The organism is Staphylococcus sp. 510 (genome assembly GCF_057219715.1).
In genome coordinates this window covers 1-25,750 of the sequence record NZ_JBXVVK010000016.1, presented here as the reverse complement: position 1 = coordinate 25,750, position 25,750 = coordinate 1, and the positions used below count along the sequence as shown (strand labels likewise).

The 25,750-nt window shown below is 33.1% G+C and carries 24 protein-coding genes and 1 pseudogene; 19 read left to right on the top strand and 6 right to left on the bottom strand.

Going from position 1 to position 25,750, the window contains the following annotated elements:
* Positions 1-1,881 carry an FtsX-like permease family protein gene (locus AC2D8K_RS11145; protein WP_002451604.1) on the bottom strand — a complete coding sequence of 627 codons (1,881 nt, stop codon included), beginning with the start codon at positions 1,879-1,881 and terminating at the stop codon, positions 1-3.
* A complete protein-coding gene (locus AC2D8K_RS11140; RefSeq protein WP_484698723.1) occupies positions 1,871-2,629 on the bottom strand; it encodes an ABC transporter ATP-binding protein in 759 nt (252 codons plus the stop codon). The genes AC2D8K_RS11145 and AC2D8K_RS11140 overlap by 11 nt, the downstream gene beginning before the upstream one ends.
* Before the next feature lie 268 nt (positions 2,630-2,897).
* On the opposite strand from AC2D8K_RS11140, the gene AC2D8K_RS11135 reads away from it, so the two are divergent.
* The 4 genes from AC2D8K_RS11135 to AC2D8K_RS11120 all read left to right on the top strand — a co-directional run bounded on the left by AC2D8K_RS11135 (position 2,898) and on the right by AC2D8K_RS11120 (position 5,310).
* Positions 2,898-3,278, top strand: coding sequence for a hypothetical protein (locus AC2D8K_RS11135; RefSeq protein ID WP_002451602.1), 381 nt, complete (start codon positions 2,898-2,900; stop codon positions 3,276-3,278).
* A 14-nt stretch (positions 3,279-3,292) separates the two neighbouring features.
* Positions 3,293-3,931, top strand: a complete 639-nt coding sequence (locus AC2D8K_RS11130) for a hypothetical protein (RefSeq protein WP_002451601.1) — start codon at positions 3,293-3,295, stop codon at positions 3,929-3,931.
* A 27-nt stretch (positions 3,932-3,958) separates the two neighbouring features.
* Complete coding sequence (lepB, locus tag AC2D8K_RS11125) at positions 3,959-4,537, top strand: signal peptidase I (protein ID WP_002451600.1); 579 nt, start codon at positions 3,959-3,961, stop codon at positions 4,535-4,537.
* A gap of 230 nt (positions 4,538-4,767) precedes the next feature.
* Complete coding sequence (locus tag AC2D8K_RS11120; RefSeq protein ID WP_002451599.1) at positions 4,768-5,310, top strand: GNAT family N-acetyltransferase; 543 nt, start codon at positions 4,768-4,770, stop codon at positions 5,308-5,310.
* A 112-nt stretch (positions 5,311-5,422) separates the two neighbouring features.
* On the opposite strand, the gene AC2D8K_RS11115 is transcribed toward AC2D8K_RS11120, so the two are convergent.
* Together AC2D8K_RS11115 and AC2D8K_RS11110 are read right to left on the bottom strand one after the other, a co-directional pair.
* Positions 5,423-6,145 (bottom strand): DUF3169 family protein, encoded by a 723-nt coding sequence (locus tag AC2D8K_RS11115; RefSeq protein ID WP_049425382.1) that lies wholly within the window; start codon positions 6,143-6,145, stop codon positions 5,423-5,425.
* Entirely contained in the window at positions 6,142-6,345 is a 204-nt protein-coding gene (locus tag AC2D8K_RS11110; protein ID WP_002451597.1) for a helix-turn-helix transcriptional regulator, read from the bottom strand. The genes AC2D8K_RS11115 and AC2D8K_RS11110 overlap by 4 nt, the downstream gene beginning before the upstream one ends.
* A 129-nt stretch (positions 6,346-6,474) precedes the next feature.
* On the opposite strand from AC2D8K_RS11110, the gene AC2D8K_RS11105 reads away from it, so the two are divergent.
* The 6 genes from AC2D8K_RS11105 to AC2D8K_RS11080 all read left to right on the top strand — a co-directional run bounded on the left by AC2D8K_RS11105 (position 6,475) and on the right by AC2D8K_RS11080 (position 11,323).
* Positions 6,475-7,002 (top strand): DUF3267 domain-containing protein, encoded by a 528-nt coding sequence (locus AC2D8K_RS11105; RefSeq protein ID WP_002451596.1) that lies wholly within the window; start codon positions 6,475-6,477, stop codon positions 7,000-7,002.
* A 25-nt stretch (positions 7,003-7,027) separates the two neighbouring features.
* Complete coding sequence (locus AC2D8K_RS11100) at positions 7,028-7,207, top strand: hypothetical protein (protein WP_002451595.1); 180 nt, start codon at positions 7,028-7,030, stop codon at positions 7,205-7,207.
* 4 nt (positions 7,208-7,211) lie between these two features.
* Positions 7,212-7,733, top strand: a complete 522-nt coding sequence (locus AC2D8K_RS11095; RefSeq protein ID WP_002451594.1) for a MepB family protein — start codon at positions 7,212-7,214, stop codon at positions 7,731-7,733.
* Positions 7,734-7,935: 202 nt separating this feature from the next.
* Positions 7,936-9,045, top strand: a complete 1,110-nt coding sequence (locus AC2D8K_RS11090) for an NAD(P)/FAD-dependent oxidoreductase (protein ID WP_037552370.1) — start codon at positions 7,936-7,938, stop codon at positions 9,043-9,045.
* A complete protein-coding gene (locus AC2D8K_RS11085; protein WP_002451592.1) occupies positions 9,039-10,379 on the top strand; it encodes a nucleoside recognition domain-containing protein in 1,341 nt (446 codons plus the stop codon). The genes AC2D8K_RS11090 and AC2D8K_RS11085 overlap by 7 nt, the downstream gene beginning before the upstream one ends.
* A gap of 14 nt (positions 10,380-10,393) precedes the next feature.
* Positions 10,394-11,323 carry a CobW family GTP-binding protein gene (locus AC2D8K_RS11080; RefSeq protein WP_002451591.1) on the top strand — a complete coding sequence of 310 codons (930 nt, stop codon included), beginning with the start codon at positions 10,394-10,396 and terminating at the stop codon, positions 11,321-11,323.
* A gap of 81 nt (positions 11,324-11,404) precedes the next feature.
* Here the strand turns inward: AC2D8K_RS11080 and AC2D8K_RS11075 are convergent, their stop codons facing one another.
* Positions 11,405-13,129, bottom strand: coding sequence for a glycoside hydrolase family 3 protein (locus tag AC2D8K_RS11075; RefSeq protein ID WP_002451590.1), 1,725 nt, complete (start codon positions 13,127-13,129; stop codon positions 11,405-11,407).
* Between the two features lie 15 nt (positions 13,130-13,144).
* Positions 13,145-13,981: an HAD family hydrolase gene (locus tag AC2D8K_RS11070; RefSeq protein WP_484698719.1), complete on the bottom strand. Its 837-nt coding sequence runs from the start codon at positions 13,979-13,981 to the stop codon at positions 13,145-13,147.
* Positions 13,982-14,032: 51 nt separating this feature from the next.
* On the opposite strand from AC2D8K_RS11070, the pseudogene AC2D8K_RS11065 reads away from it, so the two are divergent.
* The 9 genes and pseudogenes from AC2D8K_RS11065 (at position 14,033) to AC2D8K_RS11025 (ending at position 25,417) form a co-directional block, all read left to right on the top strand.
* A pseudogene (locus AC2D8K_RS11065) lies at positions 14,033-15,255 on the top strand (AraC family transcriptional regulator).
* Positions 15,256-15,662: 407 nt separating this feature from the next.
* The gene (locus tag AC2D8K_RS11060) at positions 15,663-16,304 is read left to right on the top strand and encodes a bifunctional 2-keto-4-hydroxyglutarate aldolase/2-keto-3-deoxy-6-phosphogluconate aldolase (protein WP_484698717.1); all 642 of its coding nucleotides are present in this window, start codon (positions 15,663-15,665) and stop codon (positions 16,302-16,304) included.
* 4 nt (positions 16,305-16,308) lie between these two features.
* On the top strand, positions 16,309-17,319 hold the full coding sequence (locus AC2D8K_RS11055; RefSeq protein ID WP_002451586.1) for a sugar kinase: 1,011 nt from the start codon (positions 16,309-16,311) through the stop codon (positions 17,317-17,319).
* 15 nt (positions 17,320-17,334) lie between these two features.
* Complete coding sequence (locus AC2D8K_RS11050; RefSeq protein ID WP_484698715.1) at positions 17,335-18,738, top strand: glycoside-pentoside-hexuronide (GPH):cation symporter; 1,404 nt, start codon at positions 17,335-17,337, stop codon at positions 18,736-18,738.
* Positions 18,739-18,753: 15 nt separating this feature from the next.
* Entirely contained in the window at positions 18,754-20,166 is a 1,413-nt protein-coding gene (gene uxaC / locus AC2D8K_RS11045; protein ID WP_002451584.1) for a glucuronate isomerase, read from the top strand.
* Between the two features lie 3 nt (positions 20,167-20,169).
* Positions 20,170-21,216, top strand: coding sequence for a mannonate dehydratase (uxuA, locus tag AC2D8K_RS11040; RefSeq protein ID WP_002451583.1), 1,047 nt, complete (start codon positions 20,170-20,172; stop codon positions 21,214-21,216).
* Between the two features lie 21 nt (positions 21,217-21,237).
* Positions 21,238-22,080: an SDR family oxidoreductase gene (locus AC2D8K_RS11035; protein ID WP_107532960.1), complete on the top strand. Its 843-nt coding sequence runs from the start codon at positions 21,238-21,240 to the stop codon at positions 22,078-22,080.
* An 18-nt stretch (positions 22,081-22,098) separates the two neighbouring features.
* Entirely contained in the window at positions 22,099-23,904 is a 1,806-nt protein-coding gene (uidA, locus tag AC2D8K_RS11030; RefSeq protein ID WP_207024051.1) for a beta-glucuronidase, read from the top strand.
* A 328-nt stretch (positions 23,905-24,232) separates the two neighbouring features.
* Positions 24,233-25,417, top strand: coding sequence for an acetyl-CoA C-acetyltransferase (locus tag AC2D8K_RS11025; protein ID WP_484698712.1), 1,185 nt, complete (start codon positions 24,233-24,235; stop codon positions 25,415-25,417).
* Positions 25,418-25,750 lie beyond the last annotated feature (333 nt).

Below are 25,750 nucleotides of genomic sequence, written 5' to 3'. Positions count from 1 at the left end.
CTAAATTGCTTTTTTAATAACTCGACTAGAATGTAAGAATCCTATTAGCGCAAATGCAAAGTAGACAATAGTGTACACAATCATCACGATAATGATGGTAGTGTATGACACGTTTCCCATTAATTTCATAAAAGCAATTGCAGCAAATAAAGCATGTAATAATGCGATAATGAGTGGTAGGCCAAAGTTAAAAATGATTTTTAAAGTTAGCCCTTTTAACATGTCATGATGAGTAAAGCCCATGCGATTTAATATACGGAAATGATCAATTTCATTTTCAGTCTCATCTATCTGTTTAATATAAATAATACAGCCCGCAGCAATTAAAAATGATAAACCGAGGAATGATGTCACGAATACTAAAATACCATTTGTCGCATCTAAGTCCTTTTTAATTTCATTTTGCGATTGAATATTAGGATCAATTGATTTTGCAATGTGTGTGGCTTGTTTCATGTCTTGATGATGGTCAAGACTAATGCCATATATATTGTGTGTGATATCAGCCGTCTTTAATTTATTAAATTCGGCACGACTGACTTCAATGGCTGGCATATTAGATGTGAGATCAAGTGGCAGTATTTTATTTTTATCCTCTTTAGTCACTTTAAAAGTTTGTTGTTGCTTACCTTTTACAGTTACCGTTTGATTAATATGAACCTCCATAATACCAGGTGTATTTTTCGTATTTGTAATAATTGCGTCAGTACCCTTTAGATTGTCGTTTGGTACAAGTACATTGTGTATTGCCATACTTTTACTATCATTTTTTAATGTCAAAACCTTATCTTCTACTGATTTAGGAGAAATGGATTCATACGTTTTGGTGTGATAGTTGATATGATTTTTCTCCAATTGTTTTTTTAATAATTGAGCTTGCTTTTCAGTTGTTAAGTTAAAATCTTGAGGTGCTATAGATTTAAAAGTATTGTTGCTATTTTCTTGTGTAATTGTGGCGAAGCAAAGTACAGAAACGGTAACAGCAGAAATAACTGCAATAATAGTTAGAGACATCGCATTTTTCTTCATTCTATGCATAATTGAAGCGGTGAATACGACATCAGTGATAGAGACATGGCCATGCTTAAAGTGTTTAATTGATTTAAAAATCAGTGATACAGTGCTTCGGAAAAATAAATAAGCACCTACGACAGTTAGAAATAATATAATAAATGGTGATGTCATAGATAGTGTTAATTGTTTAAATGTACCGAACATTTCTGTAGCCATGTAATAACCTAAAACAATCATCGCAATACCTAACAATCCGCTAATTACTTCTAAAAAGGTAATTTTAACTTTAGTGGCCTCAGTCTGACGGCGGTCTTTCATTAAAGCTAAAATACTACGCTTTTTTAAGAATATATAGCTTTGGAATAGGATAAGTGTAAATGCAATAATTAATAGCAATAATGTTAAAGATAAAGCCATAGGTTCGAAACCAATAGTCAATTTGATTGTTAAATGCATTAATTTTGATGCGATATACAATAAAAGTTGAGAACCAAATATGCCTATCATCACACCTAGTACACCAGTGATTAGAAATATTGTTAGTTGTTCAATACATAGCATTCTTAAAATATTACTACGTGTTAAACCTATCAGTTGAAATAAGGCAAACTCTTGTGTACGCCTTTTAATAAATAAATGATTCGCGTACATCAAGAAAATCACGATAATGATAAATAGAAATACTGACCCCACGGAGGCGCCTTTTTTAATAATTGCCAAAGCATTATTATTATTAATACTGTGTGTGAATTGCAAAGTGGTAAAGCTAAAATACAAGATGATACTTAAAAGCAATGAAAATAAATAAATACCATAGTGTTTGATATTCATTCGTAAATTTTTAAGTGTGATTTGATTAAATGACATGAGTCACACCACCTAAAGAAGATTGAAGTTGAATGATACGTTCATAAAAGGCTTGTTTACTATCTTCTCCTTGGTTAATTTCAGAATGAATATTGCCATCTTTTAACATAATGACACGCTTTGCAAAGCTAGCTGCGACTGGATCATGTGTGACCATTATGATAGTGGATTGAAATTTTCGATTCATGTCTTCAAGACGATTTAATAAATCTTGTGCACTTTTAGAGTCTAGCGCACCAGTAGGTTCATCGGCGAAAATGATTTTAGGTTGATGTACGAATGCACGTGCAGCTGCAGTACGTTGTTGTTGACCACCAGATATTTCATTTGGATATTTTTGGCTTAAATCATAAATGCCTAACGCATCAGTAACCTCTTTATAATGTTGCTCCATTTCCTTCTTACTATGTTGTTGAACAGATAAAGGCAACATAATATTTTCCTTAACTGTTAACGTTGGTAGAACACTATAATCTTGAAAGATAAAGCCTAATGACGTCTTGCGAAATTGTGCAAGTTGTTTATTTTTTAATTGAGTTATATTGTGACCGTCAACAATCACAAAACCACTCGAAATCGTATCAATTGAACTTAAGACATTTAGAAGGGTTGTTTTACCGGATCCTGATGGCCCCATAATGGCCACAAATTCGCCCTTTTCAACTGAAAAATTAATATCTTTAAGTGCTTGATATTGCTTCTTCTTGCCATAAATTTTTGATAATTGATTGACCTGTAAGATTGACATGTTATCACTCCTTATTTGCTTATATCTTTATTTTAGAAGTGATCTGTCATTCTAGCCTTTATCTAATCTTACAAATCATCGCCCTAAACTTACAGCTTTGAAAGGTTAAAGTGGTTGATGGGAATCATTTGTAATATTCAAAAATACGTATAAAAAATTAGAATTAATCATTTAATTTTTGTAAATGTAATTGAAATATTTAATTAAGTTATGTAATCATATAATTAATGGGTTTTACATATTTATAATTTGAAAGGAGTATCTGTTCATGAAAAAGATTTTGTTATTATTGAGCACATGTTTATTATGTTTAACTTTAACTGCGTGTGGAGGTAATGGTGAACAAAAAGAGCCTTCCAAAGAAAGTAAAAAATCTGATAAATATGAATACGAATACTACGAAGTATTAAATGATGGTGATGAAGATACGCCAAATGTTGAAATCAAATATAAAGATAGAAAAGGGAAATCCCATTTGGAAAAAACAACTTTAGATCATGTTTACGAACATATCTTAAGTGATGGCAATAAGAAACCATATATGATTAAAGATGGTAAAAAGATTCATGTTTATCGTCCACCATATATGATGTACGGCGATGATGAAACAGAAGGTAAAGCAGTGTCTAAGGATGAAGTATCTAAATAAATAGAGGTGAGTTTATGAAGCGTTTATTATGTAAATTTAGTTTAATAACCATTACGTTTGTAACTATCACAACAGTTGCTTTGTCTACTCAATTAGATGCGGCAAGTACTTCAGGTGGTTCTAGCTCTAGTAGTTCTAGTAGCTCATCATCTAGTTCGTCATCAGCTTCATCAAGAGGTGCTTCATCCACATCATCAAGTTCATCTATGAGCCGTTCAAGTGCAGCTAATGCGTCACGAGCAGCTCAACAATCAAGTCAACGAGCGTCTCAACAAGCAGCTAAATCGAGTCAATCTAAGTCAGCACAAAGCAAACAATATAAAAATAACTCGAATACCAAATCTTTAGTAAGTCCAAGACGTCCTTATAGTTCAAGTGCAGCATATCAAACTCAATTTATGTCGACGTCATTTTATAATAATTGGTTATATTTGTATCTCTTTTCTTCCGCATCTCAAGCCAGTCAGGAAAAGAAAAATAATGTTCAATATCAAATGAACATGTTGAAACATCAAATGAAAGACCATGAAAAATTATACACAGTAACAGTTGATACGAAACAAGGTAAACGTGTTGTAGTTGTACCCAAAAAGCAATACGACAAAATTCAAAAAGGACAACACGTCAAAATTAAAAATGGTGTTGTTCAATAAATAATCATTTGTAGTTAAGGAGTTTCTATGGGAAAAGAAATGATCGAATGGATTGTGGCATTAGCAAAAGGTATTATTATCGCTATCATTCTCACAGTATTTATCGGTACTTCTTATACTGTTTCAGGAGAATCGATGCATCCTACTTTTGAAGATAAAGATAAAGTGATAGTTAGTAAAATATCTAAGACATTGAATCATATTGATTCCGGTGATGTCATTATTTTTCATGCTAATTCTAAAAGCGATTATATAAAACGATTGATTGGTAAACCAGGAGATACGGTTAAATATAAGAAAGATCAATTGTATATTAATGATAAAAAAGTTAAAGAATCCTATTTGAGTGAAAATAAAAAGTATAAAGATGGTAAGTATTTAACAGAAGATTTTAATTCCAAATCGCTTAATGGTGCGAATGGGAAGGCTAAAATACCTGCAGATAAATATCTTGTATTAGGTGATAATAGACAAAATAGTAATGATAGCCGGTATAAAGATGTTGGTCTGATTGATAAAAAGCAAATTGTCGGTAAAGTGATGTTTAGGTATTGGCCTTTCGATAAATGTGAAAGTGGATTTAATCCAGGAACATTTCCCAATTAAGTATCAATAAAGGGTCTCTATCGTTGATTAAAACTTTGTAAGAAAGATGAATCAATGATAGGGGCTTTTTTCGTGGATAAGTTTAGAGGTTGTGGATAATTTTGAATTAACAATTTGATAAAACTATGTATATCAAGGTTTAAGGATTGATTGTAAGTTATCCACAACGTGTGTTATTATGTTGATAATTAACAGAATTGTGTGACAATAATGTAAATGGGGTGTTAAGGATGTTTGGATTTAAAGTAAATGAAGACGTAACTTTAAAGATATTAGAAGAGAGAGAAGCGGATACATTATTTAATCTTGTTGATCAATCGAGGTCATATTTAGCAGAATGGTTACCATTTGTAGCTTATACTAACCAAGTTGAAGATAGTCGAAAATTTATTCAAGCAGCGTTACGCCAATTTGCCTCAGGTAATGGTTTTCATTGTGGCATATGGATAGAAGACCAATTGGTTGGTGTGATTGGATTACACTATATTGACAATGTGAACAAGAAAACATCAATTGGGTATTATTTAGGTGAAAATCATCAGAAAAAAGGCATCATGACACAGTGTACTAAAGCATTGATTGATTATGCATTCCATGAATTAAAGTTAAATCGTGTGGAAATTAGAGCATCAGTTGAAAACAAAAAAAGCCAAGCGATACCAGAACGATTAGGTTTTACAAGAGAAGGTCGACTGAGAAGCGATGAAAAAGTACAAGGTCAATTTACAGATAGTTTTGTTTATAGTTTATTAAAATCAGAATGGGAATCATAAATAGAAAAAGACTAGATAATTATTGGTTATACATTATATATTCAGTGTTTCGTTGTGAATATATGTGCATAATACATAAATAATTATCTAGTCTTTATTTATTTCAATCAGTCTACGATTTATAAAATTTACGAACTTTTGATAAATAACCAAAGGCATTATAGATAAATAAAATGATAAGAAATAACACACCCAATGTTTGGTTTATGCCAGTATTGATTGAGTGGACAGATAAAAAGACTGCAAAAATTATAATTAATACTAAATTGATATGGTAAGTCTTAAACATTGATGTTAGGGTTATATATCGTTCACCTTCATCCATTATTGATAGTGTTTTCTCAGTGTAATTAGCTTCGCCTAATTTAGGATAGCGATTATCTATTTTACGTGCGTATAGTCCTATCATTATTGAGGGGATCATTGTAATCATATATGGAATTATAGAATAAAGTGTATAGATATCGCTAACATTACCAATTACAAGTGTGAATAAAAACAGTAAACTAATTAAAATTTGCAAGTAGTATATAAAACTAGCATTTATAAACTTTAGACTAGACTTTTCTTCAAAAATATCTTCATCTACATTGCTATTTGGTTCAGCTATTTTATTTTTTAAGTCAACGGAGTGTTTTAATTCAATATACAGAAATATCGTTAATATAATGTTAATTAATGTCGCAATGATGCAAGATACGATAATAAAATTTTGACTGGTAAAATGAGTTTTATCAAATATACCAAGGTTATGGAGTGTTGGTATTAATAAACCAGCGATACCACCTACGATTCCACCTATAATCATAAGTAATAGATAGCGTCCTACTTTCATAAATCTTCCTCCTCGATGATAAAGATACTTTCTACGGGTTCATTAAATATACGAGCAATTTTTATAGCTGTAAGTATAGAAGGTGTGAAGTCATTACGTTCTATCAAAGAAACGGTTTGCCTTGATATACCAGCTTTCTTAGCTAATTGAGTTTGATTATATCCATCTCTTGCTCGTAATTCTTTAAGTCGATTTCTCAAGTTGATCAACTCCTTAGTATTAATGTATATGATAAACGTCATTTTGACAAGTATATTTGTCAAAATGACATATATGTTGTATATTACATATATCAACGAAATATAAATATATTCAAAAGAGGTGGTTTCATGCAACGCATTGATATTTTAGATAATCCTAAATTAATGAAACAGTTCTCTCAATACATGATTTTATTGTTTATTGGTTTTGGTATTATTTTTTGGATTATAGAGAGAAGTACTAATACTGTATATATATTTCAATCATTTATAGGTAATATTGTACTTTTTCTTATTTTATATTTCTTAATTTTTACAATTCACGAATGCATTCACGGTATTTTTTTCAAAATATTTTCACCTAGACACAAAGTACATTTTGGATACTCTAGTGGTATGATTTATTGTGCTATACCTGGTGGACAATTTACACCTATGACTTTTCTAATTAGTGCTATTGCACCATTTATAATTATAACAGTGATATTAATTATTACGCTTTATTTAGGTATATTACCAAAGTTTTTCTTTTTTATTTTGGCGACATTACATGCTGGTAGTTGTGTTGGAGACTTTTATTGGGTTCTTAAAATGATTCAAACTCCAAAAAACTCAGAAATTGAAACTACTGACAAGGGCATTATTATTTATGAATAATTATTAGAACAAAGGGGTTTTAAAAATGGAGAATAAAGGATTTATGATTTCTAATCTACTAAATATATTGTTCATGTTTGTTATTGCCTTAGGTGTGATTGATAATCATTTAATTTTAGCTATTGCATTTGCTATTTTGGCAATGATTAATGCAGGGTATTTAATTTATAAGAGCAATGAAATAATTAAACAGAATGAAGGTTGATCACATGGTAAAAAATCTTAAATCATATCAATCAATAGAGTTATTAAATGAATTAGAACAAGTTTATCAGACTGCCATTTTAGATACAGTTGAACGAGAATTGTGGAACCATGAATATGAGGCACTGGAATTTAAATTATTTGGGTATAATTTCAAGAGTCGTTTGGCTAAAAAGACACCAAAGAAAAAGGGTTATTTCGTCACTTTGTGGGAAAAAGATATCAATGAGCAAAATACCCCATTACATTTTGATCAAATGAGTGATTATTTAATGATTTATGTAAACGATCAAGCACAAAAAGGCATATTTATTTTCGACAAAGAAATACTGTTAAATCATGGTATTTTAACTGATAATCATCACCAAGGTAAAATGGCTTTTCGTGTTTATCCAGATTGGGAAACAGATTTAAATGTAACTGCTTTAAAAACGCAACAATGGCAACACAAATATTTTATCAATTTAAGTCATAGTGACAGGGAGAATCAATTATCTCAAATTAATACGATGATTCATGTGAATTAAATAACTAAAAAACATCTACAAATAATATAACCCAATACTAAATTTACTTTATTAGTGGATTTAGTATTGGGTTATTTATGTTCATTAATGATAAAAGAATTGAGAGATGTATTGAATTTTTAATAAGATAGGTCTATAATTTATAAATCGTAATTGTTTCGATTTGAATCCGAAAATAAATATCTCAAGGAAGTGTTTAATGATGCAACAACATCGAAAGGTAGTCATTATTGGCGCAGGTGCTGCGGGTATCGGCATGGCTATCACATTGAAAGATTTTGGTATAGATGATTGTTTAATATTAGAAAAAGAAGAGATAGGTTCATCATTTAAACAATGGCCTAAGTCAACTCGTACCATTACGCCATCGTTTACATCTAATGGATTTGGTATGCCAGATATGAATGCTATTTCTAAAGAGACGTCACCTGCGTTCACTTTTAACCAGGAACATGTATCTGGGGAAACGTATGCGAAATATTTAGAAGTTGTGGCTTATCACTATGGTATCAGTATTCAAACTAACACTGCTGTAACGCAAGTCTCTATGGAAGAGGGTCTATATTTCATCAAGACAACTCAAGGTGATTACATAGCAGATTATATATTTGTAGCTACTGGTGATTTTCAATTTCCAAACAAACCATTTAAGTATGGTATTCATTATAGTGAAGTGACCGACTTTAATGAATTCGATAAGGGAGACTATGTTGTGATTGGTGGTAATGAAAGTGGGTTTGATGCTGCGATTCAATTAGCTAAAAATCAGTCGACGATTTCATTGTATACACGTACGACCGGTCTAAATGATGAAGACGCTGATCCAAGTGTAAGGTTATCACCTTATACACACCAACGCTTAAGCCAAGTAATCCAACAAGGTGCGTTGATAGAAATGAATGTGCATTATAGTGTTTCAGAAATTAATTATCAAGACGGTAGGTACTATATTTATTTTGAAAATGGTCATGAAGTACAAACCGTGAATGAACCTATTCTTGCTACCGGATTTGATGTAACGCAAAACCCTATCGTTCAAGAATTATTCGAAACGACAAAGCAAGATGTGAAATTAACACTTCAAGATGAGTCGACACGCTATCCTAATATTTTCTTAATAGGTGCTACAGTTGAAAATGATCATGCCAAGTTATGTTATATCTATAAATTCAGAGCGCGATTTGCTGTATTAGCACATGAGATTGCACAGAGGGAAGGCTTACCGGTCAATCATCAAGTCATAGAATCATACCAAAAGAATCAAATGTACTTAGATGACTATACTTGTTGTGATGTGGCGTGTTCATGTTAGAAGTGAAATATGATTTGAAGCGTGGGTATCATGATGCGATTCCCGAAGATACTCATCTCTTAACCATGCAACATATATCAAGATTGACATCTGCTGAAAAAGCTTTATTAAAATCAACGATTATCAAGAACAAATTGGATATATCTTTATTGGAGAGTGTAGTGTCTACTTCTCAACATAGTCACTATGTTATTCAACACCTTGAGCAATTTCAGAAACAGCGACAAAATCAAACACCGAATATCTTACAAATGATACTTGGCTGGTTGATGATATTACTCATGTTCGCATTGCCTATTGGTGTTGCATATCACTTTTCAGATTGGCTACAAAGTCATTATGTCGAACATTGGATTAGCTTCTTAGCTTCATTTGAATATTTACAACATGGTATCATGCAACATATTTTCTTCGGAGATTATGGTGTGTTATCGCTAGGAACATATTCATTTGTATGGGCATTACCTGTAGTGGTGTTAATCAGTTTGTCTTCAGCTATCGTTGAACAAAGCCATTTAAAGGATTGGATCACTTGGGCAATTGAACCCACGATGATACGCATTGGATTAAATGGAGAAGATATCATTCCTTTATTAGAAGGATTTGGATGTAATGCTGCGGCTATTACACAAGCAGGCCATCAATGTCATGCTTGTACCAAAACACAGTGCATGAGTTTGATTAGTTTTGGAAGTTCATGCAGTTACCAAATAGGAGCGACGTTATCTATATTTAGCGTAGCAGGTCATTCGTGGCTATTTATACCTTATTTAATATTAGTATTGGTGGGTGGCATTATCCATAATCGATTATGGATGAGGACAAACCATCACCCATTTGCAATTCAAACTGTTAATAGGTCCACCATACACTTGCCTTCTATGCGACAATTGAGTCAACAAATTTGGGGTAATATTTGCATGTTTGTCATTCAAGCTATGCCAATCTTTATCACAATCTGTTTCATTGTTAGTATCATTTCCTTAACGCCCGTTCTATCGCTCATTTCACATGTATTCATGCCAATATTGATGTATTTAGGTATTCCCAATGAATTATCTCCAGGTATCTTATTTTCCATGATTAGAAAAGATGGCATGTTGTTATTTAATATGCATCAAGGTGCTTACATTCGACAATTGTCTGTCATACAACTATTGTTATTAGTCTTTTTTAGTTCCACATTTACAGCGTGTTCTGTCACGATGACCATGGTATTTAAACAACTTGGATTGAATGAAAGTTTTAAAATGATAGCAAAACAAATGGTGACATCACTTAGTATGGTTATCATTATTGCAACCATTGCTAAGCTTATAGCAATTATGAATTAAAAGGAGTGGCTAAGATGGATATTGTGATCATAGGAGGGTTTTTAGGTGGTGGTAAAACCACATTATTGAATCATCTCGTGTCTGAAGCGGTGGCACAAGGGTTACAACCAGCGGTAATTATGAATGAGTTTGGTAAGCAAAGTGTGGATGGTCAATTAATTGATCAAAAGATTCCTTTAAATGAGCTTACTGAAGGCTGTATTTGTTGTGCAATGAAAGCAGATGTTTCAGATCAATTGCATCAACTATATTTAGATTATCAACCTGATATTGTATTTATTGAATGCAGTGGGATCGCAGAACCACTGGCAGTTGTAGATGCATGTTTAACACCCATCTTAGCACCATTTACTAGTATTAAACATATGTTGGGCATTGTAGATGCACAAATGTATCAATCATTAAAATCTTATCCAAAAGATATCCAAGGTTTGTTTTATGAACAATTGAGTCATTGTTCTCACTTATTTGTGAATAAAATTGATTTAACACATGTGAATGTTACCAGCCAATTATTAAAAGAATTAGAAATTATCAATCCAGAAGCAGATATTCAAGTAGGTATGTACGGTCGAATCACTTTGCCTAAGTATACAAAAACTACCGATAACAATGTACAGATGACAAAGACTAAAATAGATCATCAATCACTTCATAAAGGTATTCATCATCAATACATCGATGTACCAGTCAAATGTACCAAACTACAGTTTATAGATTATTTAGACGCCTTACCGTCAAATATTTATCGTATGAAAGGATTTATTCAATTCATAGACCAACCGCATACTTATTTAGTTCAATATATGCAAGGTCAGTTTGAATTAACGCCAGTAGCATTTAAGAAAGAAGTCCCGCAATATCTGGTGTTAATTGGTAAAAACATACAATATGACGATTATCGTCAATTATGTAATAGTAACGATATGGAAATAGGTTATTAAAGTATAAATAAATCCCCATATAGACATGAAGATAACTTAGTTGTTATCTTTATGCGTTATATGGGGTTAATTAATTGCTTATTATAATTTAGCTTGCCATTTATTAGTCCAAACTAAATCATTAGGTTTACCCTTGAAGTCAGAGTTACCCATGATTTTATCTATGACCGTTTCTAAACTTGTTTTGTTTGAATGGTATGCATTAATGTATGCTTTTACCATTGTTGCATCGTGTAAATGCGTAGTGAAGTTGAGTGATGTGAAAACAGTAGGTACTTCGTGAACATACCATGGAATCTCATTACTCATTGCAGTTGACCATCGTATACGGTAATTATTTTCTGCAGCATATCCAACGATATTGGCGAATACTAATGCTGCATCTACCTTTTTACGGTAGTCCAATGTTTTACCTTTAATTCGTGTTGAACCATCATTCACTGTAACGTTAAATCCTTTATTTTCTAGTATACTTACGAGGTGGTCAGTCACTGAGTCATCAGATTTATAAATGCCATTTTTTTCGCCTTCAATAACATAAAGTTGGATGTTTTTATGTGTTTCGGGACGAATAGGTAGTTGGTTGAGCGTGTTTTTAACTAATGTAATACCTAAATCGGCAGCTTCTTTTTGCATTTCTATATGCTCATCACAACCGATGACATCTAATTCAGCCTCTTCTTTTTCTAACTTTTGTTGTGCTTGTTTATCGTGTAAATGAATTTTAGCTTTGAGACCTAGAATACGTGTAACCGCATCGTTAAGTCGTTCTTCTGTAATGACCCCTTTACGGTAACCTTGAAGCATGAAATTGAAGTCTTCTTCTATATCATTAAAGAATAAGAACATATCACAACCAGCTGCGATAGCTAAAGGTACATAGTCCTCACGTTTCATTGAAGCCGTCATTCCTAACATATGACTTGCATCTGTCACAACTAATCCATTAAAGTTTAAATCTTGTTTTAATAAGTCTGTGATAAGTTCTTTAGATAATGATGCAGGTAAAATGTCTTCATCATGCAAGTTAGGATTTAACTTTTTAGAATAATGTGGCAAAGCAATATGCCCGGACATAATCATTTCTACACCATTATTGATATGGTTGGTATACACTTTACGGAAACTTTGATCCCATTCTTCAGGTGTCATTTCATTAACGCCTAAAACGAGATGTTGATCGCGTTCTTCAGTACCATCACCCGGGAAATGTTTAATACAAGTAATCATATCTTTAGTTTCATTGAAACCTTCGATAAAGGCATTAGTATATTTAATAACTGTGTCAGCTGTTGTTCCGTATGCGCGAGTGTTAACGATAGTATTACGCCAGTTTTTAAGAATGTCTACACAAGGGTCAAAGTTGATATTAACTCCTAATGCATGTGATTCTCGACCTGATACATAGCCTGCATGATAAGCAACTTTCATATCTTGAGCTGCTTCGCATTGTGCTGCAGAGGCAATATAAGTCCCATCTTTACATGCACCATTACCACCAGAATCACAATTTGCTGCTATTAATAATGGTACTTTACTATTGTGTTGTAAGTCGTTGAGAAGGTTTTGAACTTGATGCTTATTACCACCTTGGTATCGTGCACCACCTATATGATACTGATTTAAAATATCTTTATTTGTAAGGTCATTATTATTAAAGTCTCCATCTTCTTCTAGAGAAAATAAGTTGAAAAATAATTGTCCGATTTTTTCTTCGTCAGTGAGCTGAGATAACGTATTTTCTACCCATTCAATTTGTTGATTATCAAGATAATAGGGTTTAGCTTTTAAGTCTACATTTACCATTATAACAACGCTCCTTTAGTCAAAATTATTATAAAATTGTTGAATTACACGGTCTTGAATAGTATTATCAAACTGATTATTGATAAATAGTTTGAGATAGGTTTGATCTAGGTTAGACCAAGATGTTGCTTCATTTCCAGCCAAAATAGGATAAAAATAAACTTGGTTGTCTTGGGCAGCTTGTAAATCGCCTCTTGCATCCCCAAGAACTAATATATGATCTGGTTTATAGTGTTGTTTAAGTTGTTGAATACAATGTTTTTTAGTACCTACCTCTTGTGCGAAGATACTAGTCAAAAATGATGTTAAATGGTGTTCAGTCCATTCAGTTTCCACCGCTTGTAAATTTGCAGATGATACAATAACAATATCAGCATCATGGTGTGCATGTTTTAAAGTTGAATGAACATTCTCAAATGCGCCTAGACTAGGTAATCTACCGATTAATTCGTTAACTCGGTTAGACCAGTCTAAGGCTAAACGTAGTCCTTTCTTTTGTGGATGCGCTTTCATATCTTGTTCTAATTGTGGATTTGAGAATGTTGAAGTATGATCGACCCACTCTTTAATATCATGATAGCCATCAACAGTGCGACCTTGCTCATATAGTTCTTTGAGCATTTTTTCTAAACCTTGAAATCGATTAATACCACGTGTGATTTCATAAAGGTTAAATTGGTTCCAACGCTCTAAAACTTGTTCTTTCATATCATCTAAATTCCAAATATCTAATAAGACAGGTCCAAATGCGCGTTCATGTTTGATTGTCATTGTATCCATGCCACAACCATCTGAATCTACGCAAATTAGGTAGTCATGTTGAGGTTGAAAATTTTCTAATGAATAATTCAATTTTTTCAATCCTTTCTGCTCGGTTTATAGTCTTAAGTGAAGGTGATCATTATGTTAAATCAACAAATCTTTGATGTATTAAAAGTACATGCTTTTGAATTATTAATGATTGATTTAAATCATTACGAGTTATCAGATATAAAAAATATTAGTAATCACTTAAAGTCGCCATTTACAAATACTAAAAGTAAAAATACAAAGTAGAGTTAAAGAAACTTTTAGAAAATATGAACAGCGATCGTATTTATCATTATGTGAATCAATTTGATGTTAATTTTTTGCTATTTAAATACAGAAAATATAATCGAGTGGTCATACTTGGTCCGTTTCTACATCAACGACCAAATGAAAAAAGATGCCACGAAATGTTACAACAAGTACAAATTAAATATTCTAAATTATCGATCTTAAAACAATACTTATTACAAATACCTGTTTGCCCGTACAGTCAAGCATTGAAAATGGCACATTTAACTGTACGATATTTAAAAAATCGAAACGTACATTATAAAGTTGAGACACTTGATTTTAGCTTTCATCGTAATACAGAATCACATGCGCAAGATAAAGAGCAATATGAGTATACATTTAACAAAATTAAAATGTGTTATGACAATGAGAATAAAATGTTAACTGCTATTCAAAATGGCAATGTCGATGAAGCACTCAACTTATTTTCTGTAGTGCATGTTTCAGTTGCAGGAATTAGGCGTGTTAAAGATGATTTATTAAATCATAAATATAAAGCGTATCTACTTAACACACTGTGTCGTAAAAGTATTGAAAAAGCAGATGTGAATTTACTCATCATCAATGAAATATCTGCTAATTATGCAGCAGAAATTGATGATGCTGGAGATGTTGAAACTTTAGAAATTATTACGAAACGAATGATATTTGATTATGCACAAACAGCATTAAAAGTTAAATCATTAAATTATAGTTCTAATATCAACACAGTCATTCAACATATTAAGATTAATTTGGACCATCCTATACATCTAGAAGAATTGGCTGAATTAGTAGGGTTGGCGCCATCCTATCTTTCAAGATTATTTAAACAAGAAACAGGAAAGTCTTTATCTCAATATATTATGCAACTACGTGTTGAAAAGGGACGAGATTTACTACTTAATACGCCCATGACTGTGGAAGAAATATCCAGTTATGTAGGTTTCAAGCAGCAAAGTTACTTTTCAAAATGTTTTAAAATACAGTACCAACAGTCGCCATTAGAATATAAGAAATCTTATAGTAATGAAAAGGTGACTTAAAATAATGGTTTACGATTTACTATGACCTTTACATTACATTTTAAAATTATCACTCATTTTTAGATTTCACTAGCTCAAGTCATAGAAAATTTTGAAAATGGCCCTGATTTTGAAAATTGATGTCAAAATTTTATAAAAGAGTATAAAAAATTACAAAAAATCATGTTAAATGATACTTTTTAAGTGTAATTTGGTACATCATAACTTACGCATTACTGTGATACACTGCAAAATTGAATAGATTTTAGAAACCCTTTGATACCAACTCTTATTAAAGATTGTATGAAAGGGTTTTAATTTTTTGTGAATTCAGACCTTTTTACACTGAATTGACGTTTTTTGAATTGGAAATATAATGAAGTTGGGTTGGCGAAGAAAACTATTAAAAATAGCGAGGAGCTGAGTAAATGAAAAAAATGAAGACATTAAATCGTTTACATGATAATTATCTCGTTGCTGTTGTCAGAGGCAAAAGTAAAGCAGATGCAATTGCAGCTGTAGAAAATATGATTGATGGCGGCATATATAACATTGAAATTACCTTTACAACACCACAAGCCGAAGAAGTGATTCAACATTTAAGTCAACATGTAACAGACGAAAACGTGGTCATTGGTGCAGGAACGGTATTGGATAGTACGACTGCCCGATTAGCTATTTTAAATGGCGCAGAATATGTGGTAAGTCCTCATTTTGATCCAGATATTGCAAAAATGTGTAATCGATATGCGGTACCGTATTTACCTGGATGTGGTTCGGTAACAGAAATTGTTCAAGCCATGGAAACAGGTGTAGATTTAGTGAAGTTATTCCCTGGTGATTTATTAGGTGCTAACTTTATTAAAAATGTACATGGACCTATTCCTCAAATTGAACTCATGCCATCAGGTGGTGTGTCATTAGATAATCTAGAAGATTGGTATCGTAAAGGTGCATTTGCAGTCGGTATTGGTAGTGCATTAATGAAAAATGCCAAAGATGGAAATGATTCAGTAATTAAAGAAAACACAGAAAAATTTGTCGGAAAATTCAAAACAATAAGAGGGTGATGGTATGTCATTCATCACATTTGGCGAAATTCTAATGCGTTTAAGTACACCTAATCACCAAACGTTTAATCAAGCGCAATCCTTTGATATTAATTACGGTGGTGCAGAGATGAATGTAGCGATAGGCTTATCAGGATTAGGTGTCAAAACGTCGATGATTAGTGCTGTACCTGATAATGATTTAGGTAATCAAATTATTCAAAATTTAAAGCGATATGATGTTAATACTGAGCATATGAGTCAGAAGGAAGGCAGATTGGGCCTATATTATATCGAAAGCGGTTATGCTCAGCGTGCAAATCGACTTATTTATGATCGTCAAATGAGTACATTTAGTCAATTTTATCATCGAGATGATGATATCAAATCAATTTTAAAAGGTCATGATTGGTTTCATATTACTGGTATAACAGCAGGCCTAAATCAAGAATTATTATTATTTTTGAAAAAAGCAGTCAAAGTTGCAAAAGAATTAGGTCTATTTGTAAGTTGTGACTTAAATTTTAGAGCAGCGCTATGGGACTTTGATACGGCCAGAAAAGAAATGTCAGACATATTATATGATGTAGATTTAGTATTTGGTTATGAACCGATAGCATTACCAGATGACAAAGGTCACGACCAAAAAGATGGGTTGGATAGAATGGCAGATATTGATGTCATTCGACCATATTTAATTCAAATCCATGAGAAGTACAATGTTCAATATATTGCGTTTGTACAGAGAAAAATTTTTAACCATAAAAGAAACCGCTTACAAGGATTTCTATCTACAAAGGATCAATTAGCAAAAACTGAGCCTTTGGATGTTGATATTTTGGATAGATTAGGAACTGGGGATGCATTTAGCGTAGGTGTCATTTATGGGATTATGCAGAAATGGAATTTAGAAAGAATTGTTGAATTCGGTATTTATAACATGAGCTATAAACACAATATATTTGGTGATTTTAGTTATGCAAGTCTAGAAAATATTTACGCATCTATTCAAAGTAATCGAGATATCAATAGATAGAAAGAAGGCGGGATTATGGGAGATACAGTTGAAAAAAGAGAAAAACGAAAAATGCATAAATTTAATCATATCGAAGACGCTACATTAAGTTTTAAAGAAAAGTTATCATACGGATTTGGTGACTTAGGTAACGGTATGATGTTCGATATGGGTCAGATTTATTTAATGATGTTCTTTACAGATATTCTTGGTATTTCAGCTTTTTACGGTGGTCTTGTATTTTTAGTGGCAAAGATATTTGATGCCTTTGTAGATACAGGTGTAGGGACAATCGTCGATTCAAGACGAAATATCGGTCCTAAAGGGAAGTTTAAACCGTTTATCTTATACGGTACAGTTCCTTTAGCAATTGTAACGGTTTTATCATTTACAGCACCTGATTTTAGTTATACAGGTAAAGTCATTTGGGCATTTGCAACATATTTATTATTTAACGCAGCGTATTCTGTAGTTAATATTCCGTATGGTTCATTATCTGCAGCTATGACTTTGAATGCGGACGATAGAACACAATTATCAGTATTTAGAAACTTAGGGTCACAAAGTGCATTATTTATAGCAGGTATTGTGGTTGTACCTATGGTTGCTCAATTTGATAATCATGCTATTGGATATCCAGTAGTCGTGGCTGGTATGGCGATATTAGGTGTCATTTTCCACTTGATTTGCTACAAAGGTGTTAAAGAACGTCACGTTATAGAACGTCCAAAAGAGAAAGGCGTCAATAAAAAAGCATTCTTTAATTTGGTGAAGAATGAAGCCTTTGCAACATTGGCTATTTTTACATTATTAACAATTATGTCTATGTTCTTAATTCAATCATGTCAGTTGTATTATTTTAAATATGTTCTAGATAAATCTAATTTAGTAGGTCTCGTAAGTACATTAAACTTTGTTGTCTTACTACCATCTCTATATGCAACGACATTAATTAGTAAAAAAATGGGCAAAAAAGCGACTGCAATGATTGGTGTAGCAGGATTTATCGTGTTTGAAAGTATCAACTTCTTATTCTTTAGTGAAAACTACATTATGTTTTTAGTTATCAATACATTTGCGCAATTCTTCTTAGTTATTCCTAATACAGTTATTTGGGCATTTATTGCCGATGTTGTGGAATACGGTCAATGGAAATTTGGTTTACGTTCTGAAGGTATTACGTATTCAAGCTACAGCTTTACAAGAAAAGTATCTCAAGCACTTGCAGGATTTGTACCTGGTTTAGCGCTAACATTAATTGGTTACACGCCAAATGTAGATCAAACACCTGGAACGATTGCAGGACTTAAAGTCTTATTCTTTGTTGTACCAGCAGTAGCAAGCTTAATCGCACTGATTGTCTTCTTCATTTGGTATCCATTAACAGACAAACGACACAAACAAATTGTTAAAGAACTTGCACTAAGAGAAGAACTATAGAGGAGTGGAGATAACATGGCTTTTATCAATGAAAACTTTATGTTGGAAAATGAAATAGCTAAACATTTATATCACGATTTTGCGAAAGATATGCCAATTTACGATTATCACTGTCATCTAGATCCTAAACAAATTAGTGATAATGTTAAATGCGATAATATCGCTGAACTATGGTTGAGTGGTGACCATTACAAGTGGCGTGCCATGCGAGCGCAAGGTATAGAAGAAAAATACATTACTGGTAATGCAGATCCACTTGAAAAATTCAAAAAATGGGCTGAAGCATTAGAAAATTCTATTGGGAATCCTTTATATCATTGGTCACAATTAGAATTAAAAATGTATTTCAATATTGATGATTTACTTACTAGTGATAACGCAGAAGAAATATATCATCGTGCGAATGATTATTTGAAAGAACATCAGGTTACAACTCAATCTCTTATTAGTAATTCAAATGTCAATTTGATTTGTACTACTGACAATCCAACAGATGATTTAGCTTATCATGATGCGATTAAAGCACAAGATGATTTCAAAACGGTGGTTTTACCAGCATTCCGACCTGACGATGTTTTTAAAGTAGGCGAACCTGCTTTTCTTGAATTCGTACAAAAGTTAGAACGAACAACGCACAACATTGAAAATGCAACGCAATTTGTAGAAGCACTCAATCAACGTATTCAATATTTCCATGACAAAGGTGGCCGATTAGCTGACCACGGTTTAGAGGAAATTCATTTTGAAAATTATACAACTCAAGAGATTGAAACAATATTTACTAAGGCGCTCAACAAAGAAGATGTATCTACACATGAACAATTCCAATTCCAGACATTTATGTTGAACGCTTTAAGTAAAGCTTATTATGCGCATGGTTGGGTGATGCAAATTCATTTTGGCGCGATTCGTAACAATAATACTAAAATGTTTGAACAAGTAGGAAGAGATGCTGGATTTGATTCTATTCGAGATCAAAATAATCTTGCTTATCACTTAAACGCTACATTAGATATGATGGAAAAAGACAATCACTTACCGAAAACAATATTATATAATTTAAATCCAATTTATAACGATATTGTAGGATCTACAATTGCTAATTTCCAAACTGAACCAGGTATTCAAAGTAAAGTCCAGCACGGTGCTGGTTGGTGGTTTAACGATACGAAACGTGGCATGTTAAGACAAATGTCATCATTAGCAGATCAAGGTTTACTTATGCATTTTGTAGGTATGCTAACAGATTCAAGAAGTTTCATTTCATACTCAAGACATGATTATTTTAGACGCATTTTATCTACATTTATAGGTGATTTAGTAGAAAAAGGTGAAATTCCGAACGATGATCGTTTACTACAAAGAATGATTGAGAACATTTGCTACAACAATGCATATCACTATTTCAAGCTCATTAAGGAGGACTAAACGATGAAAATGTCATTTAGATGGTATGGGAAAGATGATCCCATCAGCTTAGAATATATTAAACAAATTCCTGGTATGAAAGGGATTGTTACTGCGATTTATGATGTGCCAGTGGGTGAAGTTTGGCCATTAGATAAAATTAAAGCCTTAAAACAAGAAGTTGAAGATGCAGGCATGGAAATATCAGTCATTGAAAGTGTACCTGTTCATGAAGATATTAAATTAGGTAAACCAACTAGAGATCAATATATTGAAAACTATTGCCAAACATTACGCAATTTAGGTGAAGCAGGTATTAAAACTGTTTGTTATAACTTTATGCCAGTGTTTGACTGGACACGTTCTCAGTTAGATTATCGACTAGATGACGGTTCAACTTGTTTAATTTACGATGAAAATGATGTTGAAAAAATGAACCCATTAAGTGGTGAATTATCACTTCCAGGTTGGGATTCAAGTTATACGAAAGAAGACTTAAATCAATTATTCGAAGATTATAAACAAGTAGACGAAGAAAAACTATGGGAAAACTTAAACTACTTTATTCAAAAAGTCATTCCTGTAGCCGAAGAGGAAGATGTTCTGATGGCAATTCATCCGGACGATCCACCTTGGAATATCTTTGGACTGCCACGAATCATTACTAATAAAGATAATTTAGAACGATTCATTAACTTATACGATTCCAAGCATAATGGATTAACCATGTGTTCTGGATCATTAGGCGCTGATCGTCGCAATGATTTTGTTGAAATGTTACGTTACTTTGGTGAAAAAGGACGTGTACATTTTGTACACGCACGTAATGTTAAATTAATAGGTGACAAGTCATTCCAAGAATCTGCCCATTTATCAGAAAAAGGTTCAATCGATATGTATGAAGTAGTAAAAGCTATGTATGACTTTGGATACGAAGGCCCAATTAGACCTGACCATGGTCGAATGATTTGGGGCGAAACTGGTAAACCAGGGTATGGATTATATGATCGTGCATTAGGTGCAACATATTTAAATGGCTTATATGAAGCAGTAAGTAAAAGTAGACAATAGTTTTAAAGGGAGATGGAATTTATGGAATTGCCTTTCAATGTCGATTTATCAAATAAAGTCGTTGTGATTACTGGAGGTACTGGTGTACTCGGTAGTGCAATGTCTATGGCTTTGGCACAAAGTGGTGCTAAAGTCGCAATGATTGGAATCAGTGAAGACGCAGATGGACTAGTAGATAAAATAGAAAAAGCAGGTGGCACTGCACGTGTATTTTTAGGCGATGTAACTAAAAAAGCCGAAATGGAAAGAGTTAAAAAAGAAGTCAATGATGCATTTGGCAGTGTAGATATTTTAATCAATGGTGCTGGTGGAAACTCTCCAAAAGGCACAACAGATGATGAACGCTTTGAAGGGAAACTTGAACAAGATGGTAAGACATTCTTTGATTTAGATGAAAAGAGTGTTGGTTTTGTGATGGATTTAAACTTCTTAGGTACGTTTATTCCTTCTCAAGTGTTTGCAACAGATATGTTAGACAAAGATGAAGCTACAATTATTAATATTTCATCTATGAATGCATTCACACCATTAACTAAAATTCCAGGATACAGTGGTGCTAAAGCGGCAATCAGTAACTTTACACAATGGTTAAGTGTATATTTCTCTAAAACAAATATTAGAGTTAATGCGATTGCACCAGGATTTCTACTAACAAAACAGAATGAAGCATTATTATTGAACGAAGACGGAAGTTACACGGAACGCTCTAGAAAAATCATCAATGCTACACCTATGGAGCGCTTCGGTAAACCGGAAGAATTAATTGGAGCATTATTATTCTTAGTAAGTGAACAGGCTTCTAGTTTTGTAAATGGTGTTGTATTACCAATCGATGGAGGATTTAACGCATATTCCGGTGTCTAATGATAGGAGGGAAACATTTTGTTATATCCAATCTTAACTGAAACAAGACAGTTAGTTGATTTGTCAGGAACATGGAAATTCAAATTAGTACAACATCAAGAAGAAATAGATGTTAGTCATCCGTTGGATACAGAGGACGTGATGGCGGTTCCAGGTTCGTATAATGATCAAGGTGTGATTCAGAGCATTAGACGCCACGTAGGCGAGGTCGTCTATGAAAGAACAATTGTCATTCCTAAACAACTTAGCGGGGAACGTATTGTCCTAAGATTTGGTTCTGTAACGCATCATGCTAAAGTATATATTGATGGCCAAGAAGTCATTACGCATTCTGGTGGTTTCCTACCATTTGAAGCCGATATTTCTAATATTGCAACGGTGGGATCTCATCGCTTAACTGTGAAAGTAAACAATGTATTAACACATAGCACATTGCCAGTGGGTAATTACAGTGAGCAAACACGGGAAGATGGAACAGTCATACCTGTCAACGAACCTAACTTTGACTTCTTTAATTATGCAGGCATTCACCGTCCTGTAAAAATCTACACGACACCTCATACTTTTATTAGTGATATTGCAATTAACCCAGAATTAAATGGGGTTGATGAAAGTATAGTTCATTATGAAGTAACGATGGTAAATGGTGGCGATAAGGTAGACCAAGTTAAAATCACGATTCTAGATGAAAATGATCATACAGTAGCCGAAAGCGAAGGTGCTAAAGGCAATATAACCATTCAAAATCCTATATTGTGGCAACCTTTAGATGCCTATTTATACCATATGAAAGTAGAATTACTTAACGATAATGAGTGTGTAGATGTTTACACAGAACGTTTTGGTATTCGATCTGTTGAAGTGAAGGATGGACAGTTTTTAATTAATGACAAACCATTTTATTTCAAAGGGTTTGGTAAACATGAAGATACGTATTATAACGGTCGAGGCTTAAACGAATCAGCCAATGTCATGGACATTAACTTGATGAAATGGATAGGTGCTAATTCATTTAGAACATCTCATTATCCCTATTCAGAAGAAATGATGCGCTTAGCAGATGAACAAGGTATTGTAGTGATAGATGAGACAACCGGTGTCGGTATACACCTTAACTTTATGGTTGCCTTAGGTGGCACCATTGCACATGATACATGGAAAGAAATTGACACTCATCAAGCTCATAAAGAAGTCATAGAAGACTTGATTGCAAGAGACAAGAATCATGCATGCGTAGTCATGTGGTCAATTGCCAATGAGCCAGCGTCAAATGAAGCGGGTGCTAAAGCATACTTTGAGCCATTTGTTAATTTAGCACGTGAAAAAGATCCACAACATCGCCCAGTGACTATCGTTACTATATTAACTGCACAACCAGATGTATGTGAAGTTCAAGATTTAGTCGATGTGCTTTGTCTCAACAGATACTACGGTTGGTATACACAATCAGGTGATTTAGAAAGTGCTAAACAAGCATTAGATAAGGAGCTAGCCGAATGGTCGAAACGACAACCAAATAAGCCAATCATGTTTACAGAGTATGGTGCGGATACCGTTGCAGGTTTACATGCGATTGATGATCAAATGTTTACAGAAGAGTATCAACTGAATTACTATAAAGCCAATCATGAAATTATGGATAAATATCCACAATTCATTGGTGAACAAACATGGAACTTTGCTGACTTTGAAACATCGAATGGTATTATCCGTGTTCAAGGTAACAAAAAAGGTATCTTCACACGAGATCGTAAGCCAAAAGCGATTGCCCATTACTTTAAAGAACGTTGGCAACATATACCTCATTTTGGTTATAAATCTTAATATTGAGATAGTTTATAATGTAAGCTAAACAATCAGATAATGTATTGAACCACTTGAAATCAGATCGTTTCAAGTGGTTCATTTTTAATGTATACATATGTAACTAAGTTATAACTGTTTCTTATTATGGTCTTTGTGGTAAATTTGAATAGAATTTTGGTAAAATATGAATAATGAGTGAACAAGCGTGTTAATAACTATTTTTCATTACTAGTCATTATAATGTATTGATCATCAAGGCATTTTTGTGATGAAAAAAGTTGCTTTATTCATTAATGAAATTGACATAGTATATCTTTATATAAATTAAAAGGAGATGAGCTAACTTATGTCTCGTATCGTATTAGCTGAAGCATATCGTACACCAATTGGCGTGTTTGGAGGTGCTTTTAAAGATATCCCTGCCTATGATTTAGGTGCTACTTTAATTAAACACATTTTAAAAACAACTCAAATTGATCCAAATGAAATTAATGAAGTGATATTAGGTAACGTTTTACAAGCAGGTCAAGGACAAAACCCAGCTCGCATAGCATCAATTAAGGGTGGTTTACCTGAATCTGTTCCAGCGTTTACAGTAAATAAAGTCTGTGGATCAGGATTAAAATCTATTCAATTAGCGTATCAATCCATTTTAGCGGGTGACAATGACGTCGTATTAGCAGGTGGCATGGAAAGTATGTCACAATCACCGATGCTTATGAAGAATGCACGTTTCGGATTTAAAATGGGTAACCAAGCGTTAGTTGATAGTATGGTAGCAGATGGATTAACAGATGTATTTAATGATTATCATATGGGTATTACGGCTGAAAACTTAGTCGAAAAATATAGTATTAGCCGTGAAGCACAAGATGAATTGGCTGCTCAATCACAACAAAAAGCAGAGGCCGCTCAAAATAGTGGTGCTTTTGATGCGGAAATCGTTCCAGTCGAGGTACTACAACGTAAAGGAGAGCCTATTGTCGTATCAGAAGACGAAGGTATTAGAAAAGGCACAACTGCTGATAAATTGAGTCACTTAAGACCCGCCTTTAAAAAGAATGGCTCAGTAACAGCTGGTAATGCATCAGGTATTAATGATGGCGCATCAATGATGTTAGTAATGACTGAAGAAAAGGCAAAAGAATTAAATATCAAACCTATCGCTATTTTAGACGGCTTTGGCACTAGCGGTGTGGATCCATCTATTATGGGTATTGGTCCAGTAGACGCAGTGAAAAAAGCACTACAACGCACAAATCAATCTATTGAAGATATCGATGTTTTCGAACTTAATGAAGCATTTGCATCACAGGCTTTAGCAGTAAATCAAGAATTACAATTACCTGCTGAAAAGGTCAATACTAAGGGTGGTGCTATTGCTTTAGGTCATCCAATAGGTGCCTCAGGTGCACGTATATTAGTGACACTGTTACATCAATTAAATGAAGAAAAGCAATCTGGTATTGCTTCATTATGCATTGGTGGCGGGCAAGGTATTGCGACAGCAGTATCTTATTATAAAGGTTAAGGTAAATTTCTAAAGTAACGGTTAGGGCATGATTAGCCTTAACCGTTTTTTTATGAATTAGAAATAAATGAGTAAAATTATTAATAATTAAACAAAATCTATAGACTGTGTGAGCTTATTTAAGAAGAATATCGATTCAGAAATTGGACAAACATGATTCAGTAAGTTATACTTTTACAATATTGTTTGAAAATTTCAATTTCAGAAAACTAAATTTAAATCCGGATTTATTTTAAGAATAAAATGAATTTGTATATACATTTTATAATTTTGATGTTATACTCACCATATTTTGTTTGGTAAAAAATCTTGTTTTTTTAGCCTATGTATACC